Genomic DNA, 19,037 nt, shown 5'->3' with positions numbered 1-19,037 from the left:
CTAATCTTTAGGGACGGTAGAATAATAAGAGGGAGGAAGCATCGAGAAGTCATTCTTGACAAACTCGTAGTACTCCGCAGAGGGCAGGTTAACCTTAGCACATATACGACGGTTAGCCTCTGCACGGACGACATCGATATCGAGGTGGTAGTTAGCCTTCAGATACTCCTTCATGATGGCCAGCTTGCGCTCCAGGATCTCACGACCCGTGTAGCGGGAGTCAGACTTATACTTGTGGTCAGCCTGGACCATCAGCTTCTCCCATTCCTCAGGCAGGAGCACCATATAGGTACCATAGAGCTCAGCGAAGTCTTCTTCGGGGCTCTTGCTCGCATAGTCTGAGATGAAGCCTGCAGTCAGCGAAGAGATGCCACGGACATACCAGTAAGAGAACGCATTGTCCTGCTGGTAGTCTGAGATCGTCAGCTTCAGGAAGGCCTCTGGTACAGGAGTATCCTGGTGGAGGGTATGAGCAGACTCATGATAGAGCGTCTGGATATAGTTGTCTCGAGCACGCTCGTAGTAGTAATTGAAGCCACTTAAGTCATCACCGCCTAAATAGGGGATGGTAAGTCTATTGATATCATAGACCTGGATCATCCCGAAGGGTGCTTCCCCGAGGAGGTTCTGCGTAGGGCCATAGCCGAGTGTCCCGAAGAGGACAAGCTGCTTGATGGTATGGCGCTCAGCGAAGCCCTTGGGAGCTACCTTCTCGTAGACTTCGAAGAAGGTATAGCGCATGAGGTTGAGGTACTTCAGTGCCTGGGCTTCAGAGGCTGGCCCGAGCTTATAGAGGTTACTCGCCAGGCGATCCTCATAGTTGTAGCGGATATCTACATTGAACTTCTTCCCGAAGTAGTTCTGGACGTACTTCTGGACCTCGGTCATCGTCGTCGTATCCAGCGGTGAGAAGATCGGGCGCTTGGGATCGACCTCGTCAGAAGAAGACCCGCAACTCACCAGAGCCGCCGAGAGAAGAAGCGGTGCAATGATCTTATTGAATAGTTTCATAGCTGTAAGCATTAGCGTGGGTTCTGCTGGATCTGGCCAGTGATCGCCTGCTGAGGCAGAGCGATAGCGTGGCGGAGATCAGAGCCGAGGAGTACACCATCAGCAGGTACTTCGTAGGTATCTGCACCTGCATCGACCTTCTTCCAGCGGTAGATATCGATACCGAAGCGCTTGATATCCTGCCAGCGAAGACCTTCGTGGAGCGTGAGGATACGACGGCACTGCAGGACGTACTGCAGGAGAGCCTCCGTAGCGGTACCCTCCGTGATCGTAGAGCCATCATGGAGCTTGAAGTGCGCCTTCGTCAGATGCTTCTTAGGCGAGCGTGTCGTCTTGTCCGCATAGGGAAGGGCGTTGTAGTAAGCTTCGATCTCTGCCTGCGTGAAGGTACGCTTGGCAAGTCCTGGACGGAGGTAAGCCTGAGTCCAGACATTGAGGTCAGCGAGACCACCAGCAAGATCCCCAAGACGGATCTTAGCTTCTGCACGATTGATGAGAGCTTCGTCCGTCGTCAGCTGGACCTCGACGCTACGAGTGGAGGTCAGCTCAGGTAACTTAGGCTGATAGACCTTATCGATAAAGACCTTGTCGTAGATATAGGGAGCGAAGTTGTACTCGTCACGGTTACGACCAACGTTCCAGATATTCTTCCAGAGGGTCTCATCAGCAGCACATTTATTGGAGTGCGTATAGCGAGAGTTCGTGAAGGCCTCACCACTGGTGGTGGTAAACTGGTAGTTGGTGTGGAGCGAAGTCACCAGGAGGTTTGCTGCATTGGTAGGACGATAGTAAGCCAGCGCCTTAGCATTGGCATTAGCAGCGTCGATACCCGTGTAGTTACCCTTCCAGTCACGCAGCTGCGATGCAGGGGTACTCCCAAGGAGCTTATCTGCATACTCCTTAGCCTTGTCAGGCTGGTTATAGTAGAGGTAGAAGCGTGCTGCAAAGGCATAGGCAGCCTCAGCGGTGAAGTGGAAGCGACGGATATCGTTCTGGTAGATATTGTACTTCTCCAGAAGAGGGATGGCCTCCAGCAGATCCTTCTCGATCTTCTCGTAGGTCTCCTTGAGGGTACCACGAGGATAGTCGGGGAGGATGGTCGTGACGCGCTCAGCGACATAGGGGATACCGAGGTTCGTCGCACCACCCTGACCATCGAAGTTATAGGGGAGGCAGAAGACATTTGCCAGCTGGAAGTGTGACCAGGCACGCACGGCGAGGGCTTCACCTCGAGAGGCCATATTACGGTCACCGTAGTCCTTGGTTTCCTCGATAAGTGTCAGCACTTCGTTAGCCTGAGCAATAGCGTAGTAGGAGGCTTCCCATAGCTTGAGAGGGCCATCGTAGTAAGCGGAACCATCTTTCGTCGTGATAGGCTTCCAGTAGACAGCGAGGTCTTGGAATTCCTCTCGATAGAGGTTACGCGTCTCATCCTCATATGTATTATCTGAGGAGAGCTCCGAGATATGAGCCAGTGAAGCCAAGGGATAAGCGTAGGTCAGGAAGCGGCTGATCTTATAAGGAGTATTCCCATCGACGTAGCGTCCATCGGAATTCTCATCGAGGAACTTCCCACAGGAGCTCATTCCAAAGAGAGAGCCTGCGACCAAAGCCAGAGCGAGTAGGCTGGATGATAACTTCTTCATTCTATATAGATCCTTTATACTATCTGACTAAAGCCCGACAGTAGCGGTGAAGATGTAGGAGTGAGGGTCATAGCTGTAAGGGAGCGCACCATTGAGCTTCTTATCAGCATAGAGGAGTGCCACATTGGAGGCCTGGAACTTGAGAGCGAGCGAAGAGAGACGCAGGCGATCTACGAAGCTCTTAGGTACCGTATAGCTCAGAGAGATATCACGCAGCTGGATATAGTCGGTCTTAGCGACACGGACATCCGACTTATTGTAGTTCGTGTAGGCATTGCTCAGGTAGGGGTTAGCCTGACGGTGAGCATCCGTAGCGATCACAGGGACGTTCGTGCGCTCTTCGTCACCAGCACGCAGCCAGCGGCGGTTGAATTCCTTACCCATCACCTGGTGGTCATTGTACTTCGTAGCGAACTGCTGGGGCAGACGCATCACACCACCGAAGGAGTAGTAGACGTAGACACCGAGGCGGAAGTTCTTGAAGCTAAAGCTATTGTTGATACCACCCTGATCGGTAGGCGTCAGAGTACCAGAGTAGAGGAGATAGTCAATTTCCTCGGGATTAGAAGCCGTCCAAGCGACCTGTCCACCACGCTTAGGGCTGGTGATGTGGCGGCCATCAGGCAGGACATCAGCACCGTTAGGGAGGAAGAAGCGAGGATGCCCGTTCTCGTCCAGCTTGTAGAAGGGGATGGAGAAGAGTGAGTTCAGAGGGTAGCCCTGACGAGCAGCACCATCCGTGAGGTTCGTCACTGAGGGGCTGGTATTGAGGCGCGTCACCTTATTGGTATTGCGCGAGTAGGTGATCGAGGTAGACCATGAGAAATCGCGGGTTTGGATATTCTTCGTAGTCAGCGAGAGCTCAATCCCCTTGGCACTCATCTGAGCGACATTCCCATACAGCTCATCGACGAAGCCGCCAGTACCCTGAGGCAATACCTGGTCGATGAGGTCACGCCCCTGACGATTGAAGAGCGTGATACCTGCTGAGATACGCTCATCGAAGAGACCGAAGTTGAGGCCCCAGTTGAACTCATACATCTTCTCATAGGTCAGGTCGTAGTTAGCAGGCTCATTGATATAGACCCCAGGCTCGATGAGGTTAGCATCCCCGAAGAAGGGAAGGAGGGTCTTCAGACGAGGTAGTGCATTGTGCACGTAAGGGATCGTCCCCGACATCCCGTAGGAGAGGCTCATCGAGAGCGAAGACAGGGGCTTGAGCTTGGGGAAGAAGGCTTCCTGATCAATAGACCAGTTACCACCGACGTTCCAAGTGGGGATATAGCGGATGGTGCGAGCACGACCGAACTGGTTCGTCCCTTCACGACGGTAAGAAGCATTCACACGGTAGCGACCGAGGAGGGTGTAGTCGACATTACCGACGAGAGAGACCCCGCGGTCAAGCGTGGGATGAATGTAGTAGTACTGCTTACTCTTGTTGCGCAGGTTCGTGAAGAGCAGAGGCGAATAGGTAGTCATATAACCGAGGTTATAGTTGACCCCATAGGCATCGAACCACTCGTTGAGGTGACGCTCTTCGAAGACTTCGAGACCAGCGACAGCCGAGAGGTTGTGCTCGCCATTGCTACCGAAGGTGTCATTGTAGTGTGCCTTGAGCTGACCGTCGTAGCGCTCATCGATGAGATTCTGCGAATTGCGAATCCCCCCATAAGGCATCACGATCTGAGGCAGAGCCGTGGGGTCATCAAGAGGCTTGTAGAGGTAGTCGCTATTACTACGAATGATACTCTTACTGATATTGCGGTAGACCTGAGAGGCGTTAGCCTGCTCATCACGGTCGGTCACGCCATACTGGTCACGATAGCGGAGAGCACCGAGGGCGGAGAGTCGAAGCTGCGTGATGGGTTGCCAGTTGATGGTAGCCTGCAGAGAGAGGTTAGCCGTCTTGTAGTCACGAGTATTGTGCTGGAGCTCGTGCTTGATATTGAACGGCGTGTAGTCATACGCATAGAAGGTATTGGGATCCAGCGTACGGCTGGCAGTAGGAGCATAGCTACCGGGGCGCCAGTCACCACCATAGTGCACCTTGCCGTAGGAGGCCGTAGAGCGGATACCGAAGCTCCAGCCCTTGAAGGGGCGGAAGTCAGCGTTGAAGTTGAACGAGTAGGTCTGAGAGTTCTCGTACTTATTCCACCCTGGGTCGAGGTTAGCATTGATCGAAGCATAGTAGTTCGCCTTCTGCGTACCCGTAGAGAAGGTCAGGGTGTGCTGATGACGAATGCTGTGCTGGAAGAGCTCCTTGAACCAGTTCGTATTACGGAGCTCAGCAGCACGGAGGTAAGCCGCACGACCTGCATCGGTATTGAGTACACCGTACTCGCCACTCTGATCATTGTAATTATAGATGCTATTGTAGAGGTGGCCGTAGACCCCATACTGCGAGGCGATAAAGACAGCCTCGTTGTCAAGGCTCTTACCATTAGCCATCTCATTGAAGACGGCCATCTGGTCCTGAGAGTTCAGGATATTATACTCGCGATAGGAGGGGATGGCACGATAAGTAAGCTCGGCCTGATAAGTGAAGGAGTTAGTCCCCTGCCCAGCCTTACTCGTGCGGACGGAGATAACCCCCCCGAGGGCGCGCTGACCATAGAGAGCGGTAGCAGAAGCGTCGTTGATGACCTGGAAGCTCTGGATGTCGCTCTCCGAGAGACCGGGCAGAGCAGCTGCGATGAGGCGCTTAGCTTCGGGAGATGCAAGGTCGGCGACGTTGAAGTCCTTGTCTTCCTTGTAGATCACTCCATCGATGACCCACAGGGGATAGTAGACGCTTTTCACCGATGTAGCCTGACGCATAGAGACGACCGTAGTGGTCTCCTTCTTTTCAGGGGCTGCATTGGGGAGAGTAACTTGCATGGGCGTGGTCGTAGCTACCAGCTCTACAGTTTGCTTCCCTGTCAGAGTAAAGACAAGGATCGTCTTCTCGGCTACTTGAATTGAGAAGGTACCGTCAGATGCCGTGGTGGTATGCAGTGCCTTATCCTGCTTAGCAGATACAGAGACGCCAGCGAGGGCCTTACCTTCGCTGTCGATGACTTTACCTTTAGCTTGGATGGTCTGCGCACACACGGGCATCGCACCCATGATCACGAGGATCAGGGCGACGAATAGGCTACGTAATCGAGTTAGCATAATCAAAGTTGATGCATTGTTGTGTTAGTGCGAATTGCGGTAGCAAATATAGATAAAAAGCTATATAAAGAACCTTCGAAAATAGGTCTAACTTCCTAAGATTTTTAACGAACAAAACATTCCACCTACTCAGCCAGTTCCATCACGTCATTCTGCCACATTTTGCCATAATTCGGCCAGCGAAGAGGCACAAACTCCGTCAAAAAGCGATGGCATACTGATCGGAAAATTCTTCACTTTTTACCCAATTTTCCCGTCTCACGCGCCTCCAAGAGAGCACGAAAGAGCGTAAGCTATCCCCCACCCCTATATATCAATGTATGAAATACATCGGGAGATCGATAGACACATCAATAGGAGCGTACTAAACGGAACTATAGTGTGCCCAAGAGAAAGCAATACGGCTTCGGCATACGAACCAATAGTGGTCAGCGGGTAAGCCAATAGAGACTGTTGCCGCGAGTCCAGTCCTCTCTATTTCGTGTGCTAAGGCATCGCACGTCCAGAGCCCACCGATATATCTCTCCGAAGTGACCGAGCAAGCCCTTCGCCTTGTCGCAAGTATTCTTCTTATCCAGCGGAGGGAAAAGTGTCCTTCTTGCGAAGGAAAAAGCGCCTTCACGTAGTGGTATTCTTCTATCTATGCACGTAGTCTTAAAGACCAGGCACGTAAATCCAAATATCCACGTACGTAGATATTAGAGCCACGTACGTAGTCCAAACTTATCTGCCACTCGTCCACAACTTTTATCCCTACGCGGAGCAACAACCCTAATATAGGTCGCTTCACAAAGCTATATAGCTTTCTTTGCCATCCTATATAGCTCTACTCACATACTCATATAGGTCGGAGCAGCGACCAATACGGGTTCCTACCCCTACCCTCCGCGCGGCTCCACTCTACGGCATAAAGAAGCCCCTCCCACCGAAGGGCTGATCGCTCAGGATCAGCGTCTTCGGTGGGAGGGGTAAGGGGGATACCTCGAAGTAGCGAGAGCAGGAGGTCTTCGCTACCTCAAAGGTGAAAGTGCGGGAGAAGCTACTTCTTCTTAATTGTCTTCATCATCTCCTGTACGGCACGCTCGAGCTGGACGTCACGACCAGAGAGGTAGTCGGCAGGCGTGTTGTAGACCTCGATATCAGGCTGCAGCGTCTGATTTTCCATCGCGACACCATTGACATCGGAACAAGTTACCTGGGGGATACCGAAGACAAGGTAAGGATTGATCTGCCTTTCCCACCAGACGGCCGTCATCGTACCTGCGACAGGCGTACCGATGACCTTACCGAGACCGAGGGTCTTATACACCCAGGGGAAACCATGACCATTACTATAGTTCCCTTCGCTCACGAGGACACAGCTGGGCTTAGTCCACTGCATGATGGGGTCATCACCGATGTACTGACCACGAGGCGTGAAGCGAGAGTAGAGCTTACCGCTGAGCAGGAAGACGAGGTCTTCGTGGAGCCAACCACCACCATTGTAGCGGGTGTCGACGATGACGGCATCATAGTTGCGGTACTTACCGAGGAGCTCCTTGTAAGCATTGCGGTAGCTGTACGTATTCATCGAGGGCACGATGATGTAGGCGATGCGTCCACCACTGAGCTTCTCGACGATATCCTTACGCTGCTGTACCCAGCGGCGGTGGAAGAGATCCTTCTGCGTAGACTGCCCGATGGGACGGATGAATTCCTCGAAGCGCTTACCTGTCTTAGTATCGTGGAAGGTGACGCTAACGCGCTTACCGACCTTACCATTGAGGTAGAGCTCTACTGGACGATCAGCATCGATGACTTCGCCATCGATCTTCTCGATGATCATACCAGCCTTGATCTTATCACCGAATTGCATGAGCGGACCACCAGCGAGGATCTCCTCGATCTTGAGGCCATTGCCCGTGTACTTCTGATCGTAGAAGGCACCAAGGTAACCCGTCTGCTGAGCCCAACGCTTAGAATGGACACGAGCTCCCGTATGCGAAGCATTCAGCTCTCCGAGGAGCTCGCTCAGCATTTCAGCGAAGTCCTCATCATTATCAATGTGAGGGAGGAACTTGCGGTAGGTCTTACGGTAGTAGTCCCAGTCGACCCCATGGAGGTTGACGTCATAGAACTTCTCCTTGACCTGCTGCCATGCGTGGTCGAAGATATACTCACGCTCAGCTGCGGGACGATGCTCAAACTCAGCAGCGAAGCTGATAGGCTTGAGGTGACCACCATCGAGCTTATTGAGGCCAGAGGACGTACCGACATAGACGGTCTTCCCATCCTGACCGAGCATCAGGCTACCACCACCGACACGTGCGCTGAGGAGCTTCGTAGACTGCTCTTCGAGGTCACGCTCCCAGAGGTCGTAGGAGTCCTCATACTTAGCGATGTAGTAGAGCTTCTTACCATCATCGGTGATGACGGCATCAGAGAGTGAGCCCGAGGCGCGCGTCAGACGGACCGTACGATGATCCAGATCGGTAAAGTCTGGCGTGAAGCCCTTGCTTTCCTTCGTATCCTTAGCATCCTTGGCATCAGTCTTAGCCGACTTCTTCGTGGACTTCTTAGCAGGCTTCTTGGCATCCTTCTTCTCGTCGGTCTTCTTGTCCTTAGTCGTAAGGTCAGCGAGTTCCTTGCGGAGCTCCTTATCCTCCTTAGAGAGCTTAAAGTCTTCGTAAGCCTGACGGTCGAGGAACATCAGGTAGTAGTCGCGTTCTGCCCCCCAGCTACCATGACTGCGGTAGCCCGCACGGTCAGAGGAGAAGAGGACGGCCTTGCCCTTCATGACGAACTTACCCGAGCCTTCGGAATAGCCACTCTCGGTGAGGTTCACGATCTCGCCAGAGCCATCAGCCTTGACCATAGCACAGTCAGGGTGCTGCCAGCCGCCATGACCGATATAGTTAGCGAGGATCCACTTGCCGTCAGGGCTCCAGTGATAGCTGATATCGCCGTCGGAGTAGGAGTAGTTGAACTTCTTGTCGAGGACCTTGTAGTCACGGCCAGACTTGAGGTCGTGGACGTAAATACCCGTGCGGTCACGCAGGTAAGCCACCTTCGTGCCGTCGGGAGAGAAGTGAGGCTGGAAAGATGCTTCCTTATTCTTCGTCAGCTGCGTCTCCTTGATGTCACGCGAATAGACGAAGAGGGGGTCATCCGAGCGATTCAGCTCAGCCATATAGATATTCCACCCGCCATTACGCTCAGCAGCGTAGACGATCTTCTTGCCATCGTTGCTGAAGTCGACATCACGCTCTTCTTCTGGGGTGCTGGTGAGGCGCTTTGTCGTGCCGTATTCGGTGTGTGTGACGAAGACATCACCATGGACGATGAAGGCAATTTCCTTATTGCTGGGAGCTACGGCGAAGGACGACACGCCATCACGGATCGTCTCAGGATTGATAGCCGACTCCTCCTGGTCACGGACGATGGAGACATTCACCTTCGTGGGCTGACCACCAGGCGTCTGAGTGTAGATCTCGCCATCAAAGCCATAGCAGAGGGTTCCATTAGAGGCAATAGAGAGGAAGCGGACGGGATTCTTCGTGAAGGAAGTGATCTTCTTGTCTGCAGCGGCAGCCGTAGCAGCATCGCGGTGGTAGACATTGAAGGAGCCTTCGCGCTCACTGAGGTAGTAGAAGCCGCCCTTGCTATCCCAGACAGCATTACGGTCTTCACCGCCGAAGGTCGTGAGCTTCGTGTGCTTGCCATCCTTGGAGCGGAGCCAGATATCACGCGTCACAGGAGAGACAGCATGCTTACGCCAGATATCTTCGTAGCCCTTGACGTCGGTGTAGAGGATCTCGCCACCACGCAGCGAAGGCATCAGCATAGGATAAGCACCGTAGAGCTTGGGGCGGGCAATAGTCTTAGAGAGGTCAAGCGAGTAGGTCTGTACGAACCAGTCCCAGGGATACATACCATCCTTCACATCGGGCATGACGTAGGACTGGAAGAGGAGCGTAGAGCCATCGAGGAAGGCCACGGGTACTTCCTTCTCGCTGCTATAGGTCAGGCGACGCAGACCTGAGCCGTCAGCCTTGACGATATAGACGTCCTTACTCCCCTCACGGTCGGAAGAGAAGGCCAGCGAACGGCTGTCGGGGCTCCAAATAGGAGTACCGTCGTAGGCGGCATTAGAGGTAAGACGTAGTGCCTGCCCACCAGCCGTCGGTACGGTGTAGATATCCCCCTTGTAGCAGAAGGCGATCTGCGAGCCGTCAGGGCTAATCTGCTGATGACGCAGCCAAAGGGGAGATCCTTTCTCTGCATGAGCCAGGGCAGGTAAAGCCAAAGCTGAGGCAAGAGCCAAAGTGAGTATTCGTTTCATAGTCGATACGTATGTGTATAGAGTGGTATGTGCGTGCGGATGACCTGCATGCGGAGGCTTCAAGTCCACAGCACCCTAAGGAATGAAAGCGCCCTTGCAGGCTAAAGCTTCCAGCAAGCCGAAGTCTCAAGTAAGAGGCGCTCCGAAATCGAGTACCTCCTCTATGAGATATCCCCGTGAGGAAGCTTCCTCTACTCGGGGGAACGAGTGTATGGGAGCGTGTGGGATAAAAAGGAAGAGAGCCCCCGAGACACACGGAGGTGCGCTGGAGGGCTCTCTTCTGAGGGAATAATATCGGAGAGAGAAGCGTGACTTAGTCGTTACGCTTACGAGCCGAGTAGCTTAGGTTAAGTGCGTCGGCGCGTCGGAGCTCTTCCTTGATCTGAGAGATGATGTTCATCTTCGTATCCTTATCGGCCTTCAGAGAGACCTGCATAAGGTTGCGACGCTCGTCCTTGATCTTTGACTGTGACTGCTTGAGGTAGCTGTACACAGCCGTAGGATTCTGCGTGACCTGGTCGTTGAGCTGAATCGCTGAGTTAGACCCGTACATCTCGCGGTATTCCTTGTTGGGCTTACCGACGTAGATGAAGGTAACGAGCGACTTTTCTTCGAGCTTCGTAAGCTCAGTAGCCGTAGGCAGGTTACTGAAGCTCACCTTCGGGGTAACCTCACGGATGGTCGTAACCATCATGATGAAGAAGAGGAAGGCGAATACCAAGTCAGGGAGGGACGAAGTGTTTAGCTCGGGCATCTCACGCCCACCTGATTTACTGAATTTACCCATGTCTTTTACTTCTTTGCAAGGTTAGAGAGAGCCATTTCAGAGATATGCATGGGATATGCATCCTGGACAGACTTCTTCTCGGAAGGGGAAAGCGCCTCAAACGTCTTGCCACCGAACTCCTTCTTAGCGAAGGCATCCCAGACCTCATTGTAGGCCTTGATGAGTTCGTTCTGGACATTGACGTACTGCTGGTAGCTGGTCTCGACCTCATTCTTGATCGAGATAGCATAACCAGAGGTGATGACGGTACGCTCACCCAGCCCTTCGATCTCACGACGCTCAAGCTCAGGGAGGAAGGGCTTGTTCTCGGGGTTCGTAATGAACTCGACAGCGTAGTCCTTCAGCTGATCCAGCTTGACGGGGATGAGCTGGTCGATGCCAGACGCATCCTTACGCGAGATCACGATCTCGTCAGCGCGGTTGACCAAGAGTCGCATGATGTTGCGGTCATTGATCTCGATCTCCTGCTGCTTCTGTTGCTTTGGAGCCATCGGAGGCAGACGCCTCTTCAGACCCTTATCAGTATCCATTGAAGTTGTAATCAAGAAGAAGATAAGCAACATAAAAGCGATATCGGCCGAGGACGATCCGTTGATACCAGGAGTCTTTCTTTTCGTAGCCATAATGCTTTTTGTTCTATTCGTTACTGATCACAACCGTTACTTCCCGAGGACTCTCTTGGATACACCGCCCCAGATGACGGCACCGAGGGTGACGACGAAGAGGACGTAGGTGGAGTAGAGCCACATATCCGTGACCTTCAGCCAACCACTGGTGTTATAAGTCTGCGAAGCTTCGTTAAGACCCTTGATAGCCTCACCGCTACCGATAGCATAGCCGAGGATGAGTGAGACGACGAGGACGACGACGGAGATAAGGTTGGACTTACGTGCTACAGCGTCCTTGGTCTTGTTGGTAGCGATGCTACGTCCAGCGAAGAAGAGCGTCGCAAGGACCGTGACGATGAAGAGGAAGTACGTCCAGTAAAGTAAGATACCCGTAAACGCATAGTCCTTGTTGCCCTTAGCGTCGAGCTCCGAGCCTCCTGCGAAGAAGAGGACGAAGATCAGTACGCTGAGCGCCAGGAGGACTAATAAAGTCGTGCTGGATACCTTGCGTATCTTAGTTACAGCCATTTCTTTATTGTTGTTACAGGGTAGGATTACTTGTTCTTCTTGGCATCGTACTTGACGATCAGGTCAAGCAGCGTGATGGAAGCGTCTTCCATACGGTTGAGGATGCCTTCGACGAGAGAGAGGATGTAGTTGTAGAAGATCTGAAGGATCAGAGCTACGATAAGACCACCGATGGTCGTGATAAGAGCGACCTTCATACCACCAGCGACGACCGTTGGGCTGATGTCACCGACCTTTTCGATGTTATCGAAGGCCTGGACCATACCTACGACCGTACCAAGGAACCCGAGTGAAGGAGCCATAGCGATGAAGAGCGTGATCCAAGAGAGGTTCTTTTCGAGCAGACCACCCTGTACACCACCGTAAGATACGACAGACTTTTCAGCGATGTCGATACCCTGGTCAGCACGCAGGAGAGCCTGGTAAGCGATAGAAGCGATAGGACCGCGCGTGTTGCGAGCTACTTCCTTAGCCTTTTCGATGTTACCTTCTTCGACGAGAGCCTTTTCGATGTCGCGCAGGAGCTTGTCGGGGTTGACGTTAGCCAGGTTGAGGTAGATGATACGTTCCAGGCAGATAGCCAGACCGAGGATGAGGGCGATGGCGATGGTAGCCATGAAGTCTGCACCCCCTTCGATGAACTTGGTCTTGAGCTCCTGGTGGAAGCCCGTTTCAGCTACAGCTTCTTCACCAGCGACCTGGTCAGCAGCAGGAGCTTCAGCTACAGTAGCGGCAGAGTCAGCAGCGGGAGCAGCAGAATCAACCTGAGTCGTAGCGGGAGCAGCAGCAGCGCTATCTGCATTCTGAGCCGTAGCTACATTAGCCATACCTACAGAGAGGAGACCCACGCAAGCAGCGATTGCGAATAACTTTTTCATGTCGAGTTGTTTTTGTGAGTTAGTTAGTTCTATTTATTCGTTTCTTCTTGTTCCTATAACGTATGAAGGGCACTACAAGCAGATCAAGGAGTACTGCATTCCCGCCATAAGGCAGGGCGAGTGTAGAGCCTTTCGGCATCAAAAATACAGCTTTTCCAACCGAAAAACAAAATCATTGTTCACCGAACTTCAGTTGAGCCGTCTTCCCGCTCCACAAGAGGGCGTCCGATGCTTCGTCTAACACAATAGTATATAGAGACTGTTGCCTATAATCCTGCCCTCTATTTATTATGCTAAGGCATTGCACGCCCAGTTCTCCGACACACCTCTCCGAAGTGGTACGCAAGCCCTTCGATTTATCGTGCGTATTCCTCTTATTCAGCGGAGGGAAAAGTGTCCTTCTCGTGAAGAAAAAAGCGTCTTCATATAGTGCTTTTTCTCTGTCTATGTACGTAGTCTTAAAGACCAGGCACGTAAATCCAAACATCCACGTACGTAGATATTAGAGCCACGTACGTAGTCCAAACTTATCTGCCACTCGTCCACAACTTTTCTCCCTACGCGGAGCAACAACCTGATATAGGTCACTTCACAAAGCTATATAGCTTTCTTCGCCATCCCATATAAGCTCTGCCCACGCACTCATATAGGGAATATAAGCACGACTGCCGTCCAGCACACGAGGTGTAGTGGACGGCAGATGAGGGGAGATGAGTTAGAACTTCACAGACAGGTCGACGCCGAGGGTGCGAGGTGCCGAAGTCTGGAAAAGACGGCCCAGCGGTGAGGCTGCTTGGAAGACCGTGTAGCTATTATCCGTAAGGTTGGCTCCCCACAGTGCGAGCGTGTAGCGGTCGTAGCTCAGCCCGAGGCGAGCACGTAGCGTAGACTGGAGGGACTCGCGGGTCGTATTGTCTTCGCGCCAATAGATCTCTCCGAGGCCAGCGTACTCGGCCTCGCCCAAGAGGCGTAGGTGGCCTGAGAGCGGCTCGTTCGCCGAGAGCATCACGCTATAAGTATGGCGCGGGATGAAGGGGACGAAGTTACCCTTCTTCGCTGCTGCCGTCTCCTCGGTGAAGCGGGCATCGGTGAGGCTATAGTTGAGGTGTGCGCGGAGCGAAGACCATAGGCGCTGTGTGGCGGAGAGCTCGAAGCCCAGCGTACGGGACGAGCCAGCATTACCAACCATACGACCTGCCCCCGAGGCGACGAAGCGCGTCAGCTGCAGGTCACGCACCTGCATCAGATAGACCGAAGAGGAGAGCTCCAGCCCTGCCGAGGGGAGGGCATAGCGCGCTCCGAGCTCATAGCTCCAGCTGTGCTCAGGCCTGTAAGTCGTCGCCGAAGCGATCGTCGAGCTATCGAAGCCCCCGCGCCCCGAGATCTGTGCCTGAAGGGCCTTCTGCTGGGCGGTGGTGATGAGGTCGGAGAAGGACTGCTCATTGAAGCCCCCTGTCTTCACCCCACGGCTCACGGTAGCGTAGGCACGGAGTGCCTCCGTAGGATGCCAAGACACCGAGAGCTTGGGCAGGAGATTCCAGTAGCCTACTGACTGCTTCCCCTCGAGGTGAACGGGAGGTGCGGTAGCCAGCGCCTGAGTCGTCCCCGCTACAGCGAGGCTCAACTCGTAGCCCCGGGAGTCGTAGCTGATCTCGTGGTGCTCGTAGTCGAGGCGCAGCCCAGCGGTGATCGTCCAGGCGGGAGTGAGATGGTAGGCACTCTCATGATAGAGCGCCAGCCCCCAGTCAGGCATACGGAAGTCGTTTGCATTCGTTCGGTCCGAGCGCGTAGCATCATAGTAGACGAGCGAAGGCATGGCGGGGACACGCTGCTTCAGCGCAGCCATCGCTTGATTGATGAGCGCACTCAGCCCCCCATAGGAGAAGGTCACGGGAGCCTCTACACGCTTGGCATCGTGGTAGCCGAAGAGCCCGACGCTCCAGTCGTAGCGGCTGGGACGGTCGCCACGAAGGTTCTTGAGGATGAACTCCTGCGTCAGCCCATGCTCACGCAGCCCCTGCGTGACATGGAAGTACGAGAGAGGAAGGGCATCCATATCCATCTGCGTCTCATCGAAGAGGTACTGATAGCTCGTCGCCGACTGGAGCTGTACCCCACCCCACTTATAGCTGAGGAGATAGCGCAGCGTAGCCGTGTGGCGCTTGTAGCTCTCGGGCGCATCGGCCGAGAGCGGAAGTGGCTGCTTGGTACGAGGGTCGTCTGTACGATAGGGGAAACCTCCCTGCTGGACGTAGTCGCCCGAGAGGGAGAGGGCCATCTCAAGCTGCTCCGTAGGACGATACTCGAGCTTAGCGAAGCCGCCTACCATACGCAGACTGTCCTGATAGGCCTGACGGGTCTCATTGTAGAAGTAGCCACGGCGGGTCGTCCCCGAGAGGCCGTAGCTCAGCCCCACCTTGTCGGAGAGTTGGAAGGCCTGCTCGACGGAGCCACGCAGGAGGCGATGTGAGCCTGCGGTGAGCTTTGCTTCGCCTCCAGGCTGGTCAAAGGCTGAGCGCGTGTAGTAGTTGATGATGCCCGACATCGCATTGCGCCCGTAGAGCGTACCTTGCGGGCCACGCAGTACCTCGACACCCGTGATACCAGGGATATCGAAGTTGAAGCCCGACTTATTCAGCACGGGCACCCCGTCTACATAGAGGCCGATGGTCTGGCCCGAGCTACGCGCACCGCTCCCACGGAGGTAGATCGCGGCACTGCGCTTCGAGCCGTAGTCGGGCACGAAGAGGCTGGGCACGCGCCCCGTAAGGTCCGTGATACTCTGCATGCGATACTGACTGAGGTCACGGCTCGTGATCCATGTCAGTGCAGTAGGCTGACCTATGGAAGGAGCGGTAGGGCGCTGGGGGACGTAGGAGCGGATGACGACCTGCTCGATAGGATTGGTCTGGATGCTATCCTGCTCCTCTGCATGGAGGCTCATGGGCATAGCCATGAAGCCGAGCGCAAAGAGCGGAAATACAAGTAGCTGTTTCTTATTCTTGGTAAGCATTGGGGATCATGAAGCTAAGGGCGATCCGCTGACTCGGGCAAAGGCACTCCGTCAGCGCACCGTCTTGGATAAATCACCGCAAAAGTAGAGCTCGAAGCTGCTGCAGCGAATAAAATCACCAAATTCACCCAGAATTCACCTCAAAAAAGACCAGACCCGCCCTATCCTCCCCTACAATAGTACACATCTATCCACCCGCTCCTCAGAGTAGGATTCACGGGGACGGAGCGAAGGGATTATCTTTGCGCTGTGAAGAAGCCCTTCACTTAGCCCCGTCATCATGGCCAAATACTTCCACTTCTTACCTCTCCTCCTCACGCTCCTCTTTGCATCCGACCTCGGAGCACAGACCTACTACCGCAGTGAAGAGCCTCACTGTACCGCCCCGAAGGATAGCACGACGCTCCTCGGTCTGGACGTCGTCGGCGAAGGCTTCTTCCGCAATGACGAATACGCCTCCGACCTCGTCGCCGACTATACCCTCCCAGGCTATCGCCTGCGAGCCAACCTCAGCTACCGCCCCGAGACCCACCTTCCCATCGAGCTACGTCTTGGTGTCTATAACCTCTACTACTGGGGAGCCACACGCTACCCAGCCGCCTTGGCCTATCAGGATCTCCCCTACTGGCGGGGCGATGGTGACCGCTATACACGCCTGCACCTCCTCCCCTACTTCCAGGCGTCGATACAGCCAGCAGCAGGCTGGGCTATCCTCCTGGGGCATCTGCAGGGCGGAGCGAAGCACCGACTCATCGAGCCGCTCTACAATCCTGAGCTCAACCTCACCGCAGACCCCGAGATGGGCCTACAGATCCGCTACGAAGGACAGCGTACCCGACTGGACACCTGGGTCGACTGGCAGAGCTTCATCTTCCGAGGCGACAAGCATCAGGAGGCCTTCGTCTTCGGGCTCAGCACCGCCCAAGCCTTTGACATCAGCCCTGCTGACTGCCTCGAGCTCCAGCTACAAGCCGTCGCCCACCATCGTGGTGGCGTGCTGAATGAGCGAGCCGACACCGTGCACACCTGGCTCAATGCCGCCATCGGTGCCGTGTACAGCCATCACTTCGCCCATCCTAAGCACCCCCTGATGGTACAGGCAGGGCTCTACGGCCTTGCCTACAGTCAGCGGGGCGAGCACTATGCTTCGGACAAGGGCTGGGGCTTCCTCGCTACAGCAGGTCTGAGCTGGCGACGCTGGCAGACAGAGCTAAGCCACTTCTACGGGCACGACTTCATCAGCCCGCTGGGTATCCCCTTTGCGCAGAGTGTCGGACGTGCGGGACGAAGCCACCTCCTCACACATCACCCACGCTACACCGCTTGGCAGGGGAGCTACCGCATCATCGAGTCCGAGGCGTACACCTTCGGCGTGAGTGCTGGGCTCTATATCCACCCACATTCGGCACATAGCACGAGCTCCTTCATCGAGGCCTACCTGAGCATCTCGCCACGCTTCACCCTCCTCCGTAGGCAAGGAAAGTAGCTCCTCCTCTACCCCATCACACACCGAGGCCCACCCCGCATCAGCAGGGTGGGCCTCGTCATTATATCGTAAGAGGAAAGAGTCGGCTACAGCTGCACGCCCTTAGCGCGAGCCTCGTAGCGACGCCCTACGACCTCCCAGTCGATGATCTGCCAGATGGCACGCAGGTGGTCGGCACGGCGATTCTCATAGTCGAGATAGTAGGCGTGTTCCCAGATATCGATAGCGAGGAGGGGCACACGGCCACGAGTGACGGGCGTACCGGCATTCGAGGTCTTCTCGACGTAGATATCACCAGCCTCATCGGTAGAGAGCCAGAGCCAGCCCGAGCCGAAGATCTCACCACCAGCCTTCTCAAAGTCCGCCTTGAAGGCATCAAAGTCCTTGTAGCTACGCAGTAGAGCTGCACGCAGAGCCCCCTGGGGCTCCGTGACGCGACCTGCTTCGTAGGGGCGGAACTGCTTGAAGTAGAGGAGGTGATTCAGCAGCTGACCTGCATTATCAAAGATCGCTCCCGAGGAGAAGCGTACCAGACGCGCCAGATCCCGCTCCTTGATATCATTCTCATGCACGAGCTTGTTGAGCTTGTGCAGATAGCCCACGACGTGCTTGCCGTAGTGAAGCTCGACGGTGCGCTGGCTGATGACAGGCGCAAGCGCATCGGTAGCATACGACAGGTCAAAGAGCTGGAAGGCGGGCTTAGCAGGCTCTGCCGTAGCAGCAGGTGCTGTAGCTGTAGCCTTCGTCGTCTTCGTCTGGGCTGAGAGAGAGCTAATAGCGAGGGCTCCTGTGAGGAGCAGTGCAAGAGATCTGATTCGCATAATGGAGGTGGTGGGGTAATAGGTGATAGGAATGCTTAGTCGTCGTAGCCAACGATCTGGTAGCGCGAGTCGAACTGGATCTCAAGGCCAGAGCTCAGCTCTACCTTGTAGCCACGACGCTTGCGCTCGATCTGTACGATGGACTCGCCAGCATGCTGAGCACGCAGAGCATTGATGATCTGAGCGGGGATGAATGACGTAGGCAGGGCGGTACGCTTGCCGTCGACATCCTTCCACTCACCACGAGAGGAGAACTCGATCTCGGTGCCATCAGCAAGGAGGACATCGTAGGTCGTCCCTGAGAAGTCACGATCTTCCTTCGCCAGGGACACATTGCGTCCGGCAAAGTGCTTCGCGAGGAAGAGCTGGGCGGCCTTAGGCAGTTGGTTGGTCTGGATGACGCGGTCGCTACCTGCATGCAGACTGAGAGTCGCGAGCACGAGGAGAGCGAGGGTCAAGGACAGAAATCTCTTCATAATCTGAATTACTTAGTTTGAGGGTGAATAATGTGGTGTATTACCATCGCTATAACGTGAAGCGGAGAGAAAAGGTTTTTCCCTGCGAAAATCCCCCCATCACAACCAGCTATCGAACATACATATAGAGCACCTTCAAAGCAACCTATATAGGTCATCAATCCGACCAGTATAGGTTGAGTATAGTGACCTATATGGGTTCGCGTGCGAAGCAGTATTGGTCGCACGAGTGACCAATATAGGTTGATACCAGAGTCCCCAAGCAGTATGGGCGAGGCGATCACAGAGGTCACCCCGCTCGTAGCGGAT

General features: G+C 54.5%; 12 protein-coding genes. 1 reads left to right on the top strand and 11 read right to left on the bottom strand.

Going from position 1 to position 19,037, the window contains the following annotated elements:
• The 9 genes from HMPREF1323_RS00965 to HMPREF1323_RS00920 all read right to left on the bottom strand — a co-directional run bounded on the left by HMPREF1323_RS00965 (position 1) and on the right by HMPREF1323_RS00920 (position 15,945).
• Positions 1–1,011, bottom strand: a complete 1,011-nt coding sequence (locus HMPREF1323_RS00965) for a substrate import-associated zinc metallohydrolase lipoprotein (protein ID WP_198004359.1) — start codon at positions 1,009–1,011, stop codon at positions 1–3.
• 11 nt (positions 1,012–1,022) lie between these two features.
• Positions 1,023–2,657 (bottom strand): RagB/SusD family nutrient uptake outer membrane protein, encoded by a 1,635-nt coding sequence (locus HMPREF1323_RS00960; RefSeq protein ID WP_009432299.1) that lies wholly within the window; start codon positions 2,655–2,657, stop codon positions 1,023–1,025.
• Positions 2,658–2,684: 27 nt separating this feature from the next.
• On the bottom strand, positions 2,685–5,810 hold the full coding sequence (locus HMPREF1323_RS00955; protein ID WP_052312345.1) for a TonB-dependent receptor domain-containing protein: 3,126 nt from the start codon (positions 5,808–5,810) through the stop codon (positions 2,685–2,687).
• Between the two features lie 1,039 nt (positions 5,811–6,849).
• Positions 6,850–10,131, bottom strand: coding sequence for a S41 family peptidase (locus HMPREF1323_RS00950; protein ID WP_009432311.1), 3,282 nt, complete (start codon positions 10,129–10,131; stop codon positions 6,850–6,852).
• A gap of 313 nt (positions 10,132–10,444) precedes the next feature.
• Positions 10,445–10,918, bottom strand: coding sequence for an ExbD/TolR family protein (locus HMPREF1323_RS00945; RefSeq protein ID WP_009432294.1), 474 nt, complete (start codon positions 10,916–10,918; stop codon positions 10,445–10,447).
• A 5-nt stretch (positions 10,919–10,923) separates the two neighbouring features.
• Positions 10,924–11,541: an ExbD/TolR family protein gene (locus HMPREF1323_RS00940; RefSeq protein WP_009432292.1), complete on the bottom strand. Its 618-nt coding sequence runs from the start codon at positions 11,539–11,541 to the stop codon at positions 10,924–10,926.
• 36 nt (positions 11,542–11,577) lie between these two features.
• Positions 11,578–12,054, bottom strand: coding sequence for a hypothetical protein (locus tag HMPREF1323_RS00935; protein ID WP_009432297.1), 477 nt, complete (start codon positions 12,052–12,054; stop codon positions 11,578–11,580).
• 26 nt (positions 12,055–12,080) lie between these two features.
• Positions 12,081–12,932: a MotA/TolQ/ExbB proton channel family protein gene (locus HMPREF1323_RS00930; protein ID WP_044123846.1), complete on the bottom strand. Its 852-nt coding sequence runs from the start codon at positions 12,930–12,932 to the stop codon at positions 12,081–12,083.
• Between the two features lie 715 nt (positions 12,933–13,647).
• On the bottom strand, positions 13,648–15,945 hold the full coding sequence (locus HMPREF1323_RS00920) for a TonB-dependent receptor (protein ID WP_009432275.1): 2,298 nt from the start codon (positions 15,943–15,945) through the stop codon (positions 13,648–13,650).
• A gap of 280 nt (positions 15,946–16,225) precedes the next feature.
• Between HMPREF1323_RS00920 and HMPREF1323_RS00915 the strand changes: the two genes are divergently transcribed.
• The gene (locus tag HMPREF1323_RS00915) at positions 16,226–17,431 is read left to right on the top strand and encodes a hypothetical protein (protein WP_009432291.1); all 1,206 of its coding nucleotides are present in this window, start codon (positions 16,226–16,228) and stop codon (positions 17,429–17,431) included.
• An 86-nt stretch (positions 17,432–17,517) separates the two neighbouring features.
• Here the strand turns inward: HMPREF1323_RS00915 and HMPREF1323_RS00910 are convergent, their stop codons facing one another.
• Together HMPREF1323_RS00910 and HMPREF1323_RS00905 are read right to left on the bottom strand one after the other, a co-directional pair.
• Positions 17,518–18,252, bottom strand: coding sequence for a superoxide dismutase (locus HMPREF1323_RS00910; RefSeq protein WP_009432293.1), 735 nt, complete (start codon positions 18,250–18,252; stop codon positions 17,518–17,520).
• A 35-nt stretch (positions 18,253–18,287) separates the two neighbouring features.
• The gene (locus HMPREF1323_RS00905) at positions 18,288–18,728 is read right to left on the bottom strand and encodes a PepSY-like domain-containing protein (RefSeq protein WP_044123842.1); all 441 of its coding nucleotides are present in this window, start codon (positions 18,726–18,728) and stop codon (positions 18,288–18,290) included.
• Between the last annotated feature and the right edge of the window lie 309 nt (positions 18,729–19,037).

The sequence above is a fragment of the Porphyromonas sp. oral taxon 279 str. F0450 genome (assembly GCF_000292995.1).
Classification (GTDB): Bacteria; Bacteroidota; Bacteroidia; order Bacteroidales; family Porphyromonadaceae; genus Porphyromonas; species Porphyromonas pasteri.
This window is presented reverse-complemented; position numbering and strand designations above follow the sequence as displayed.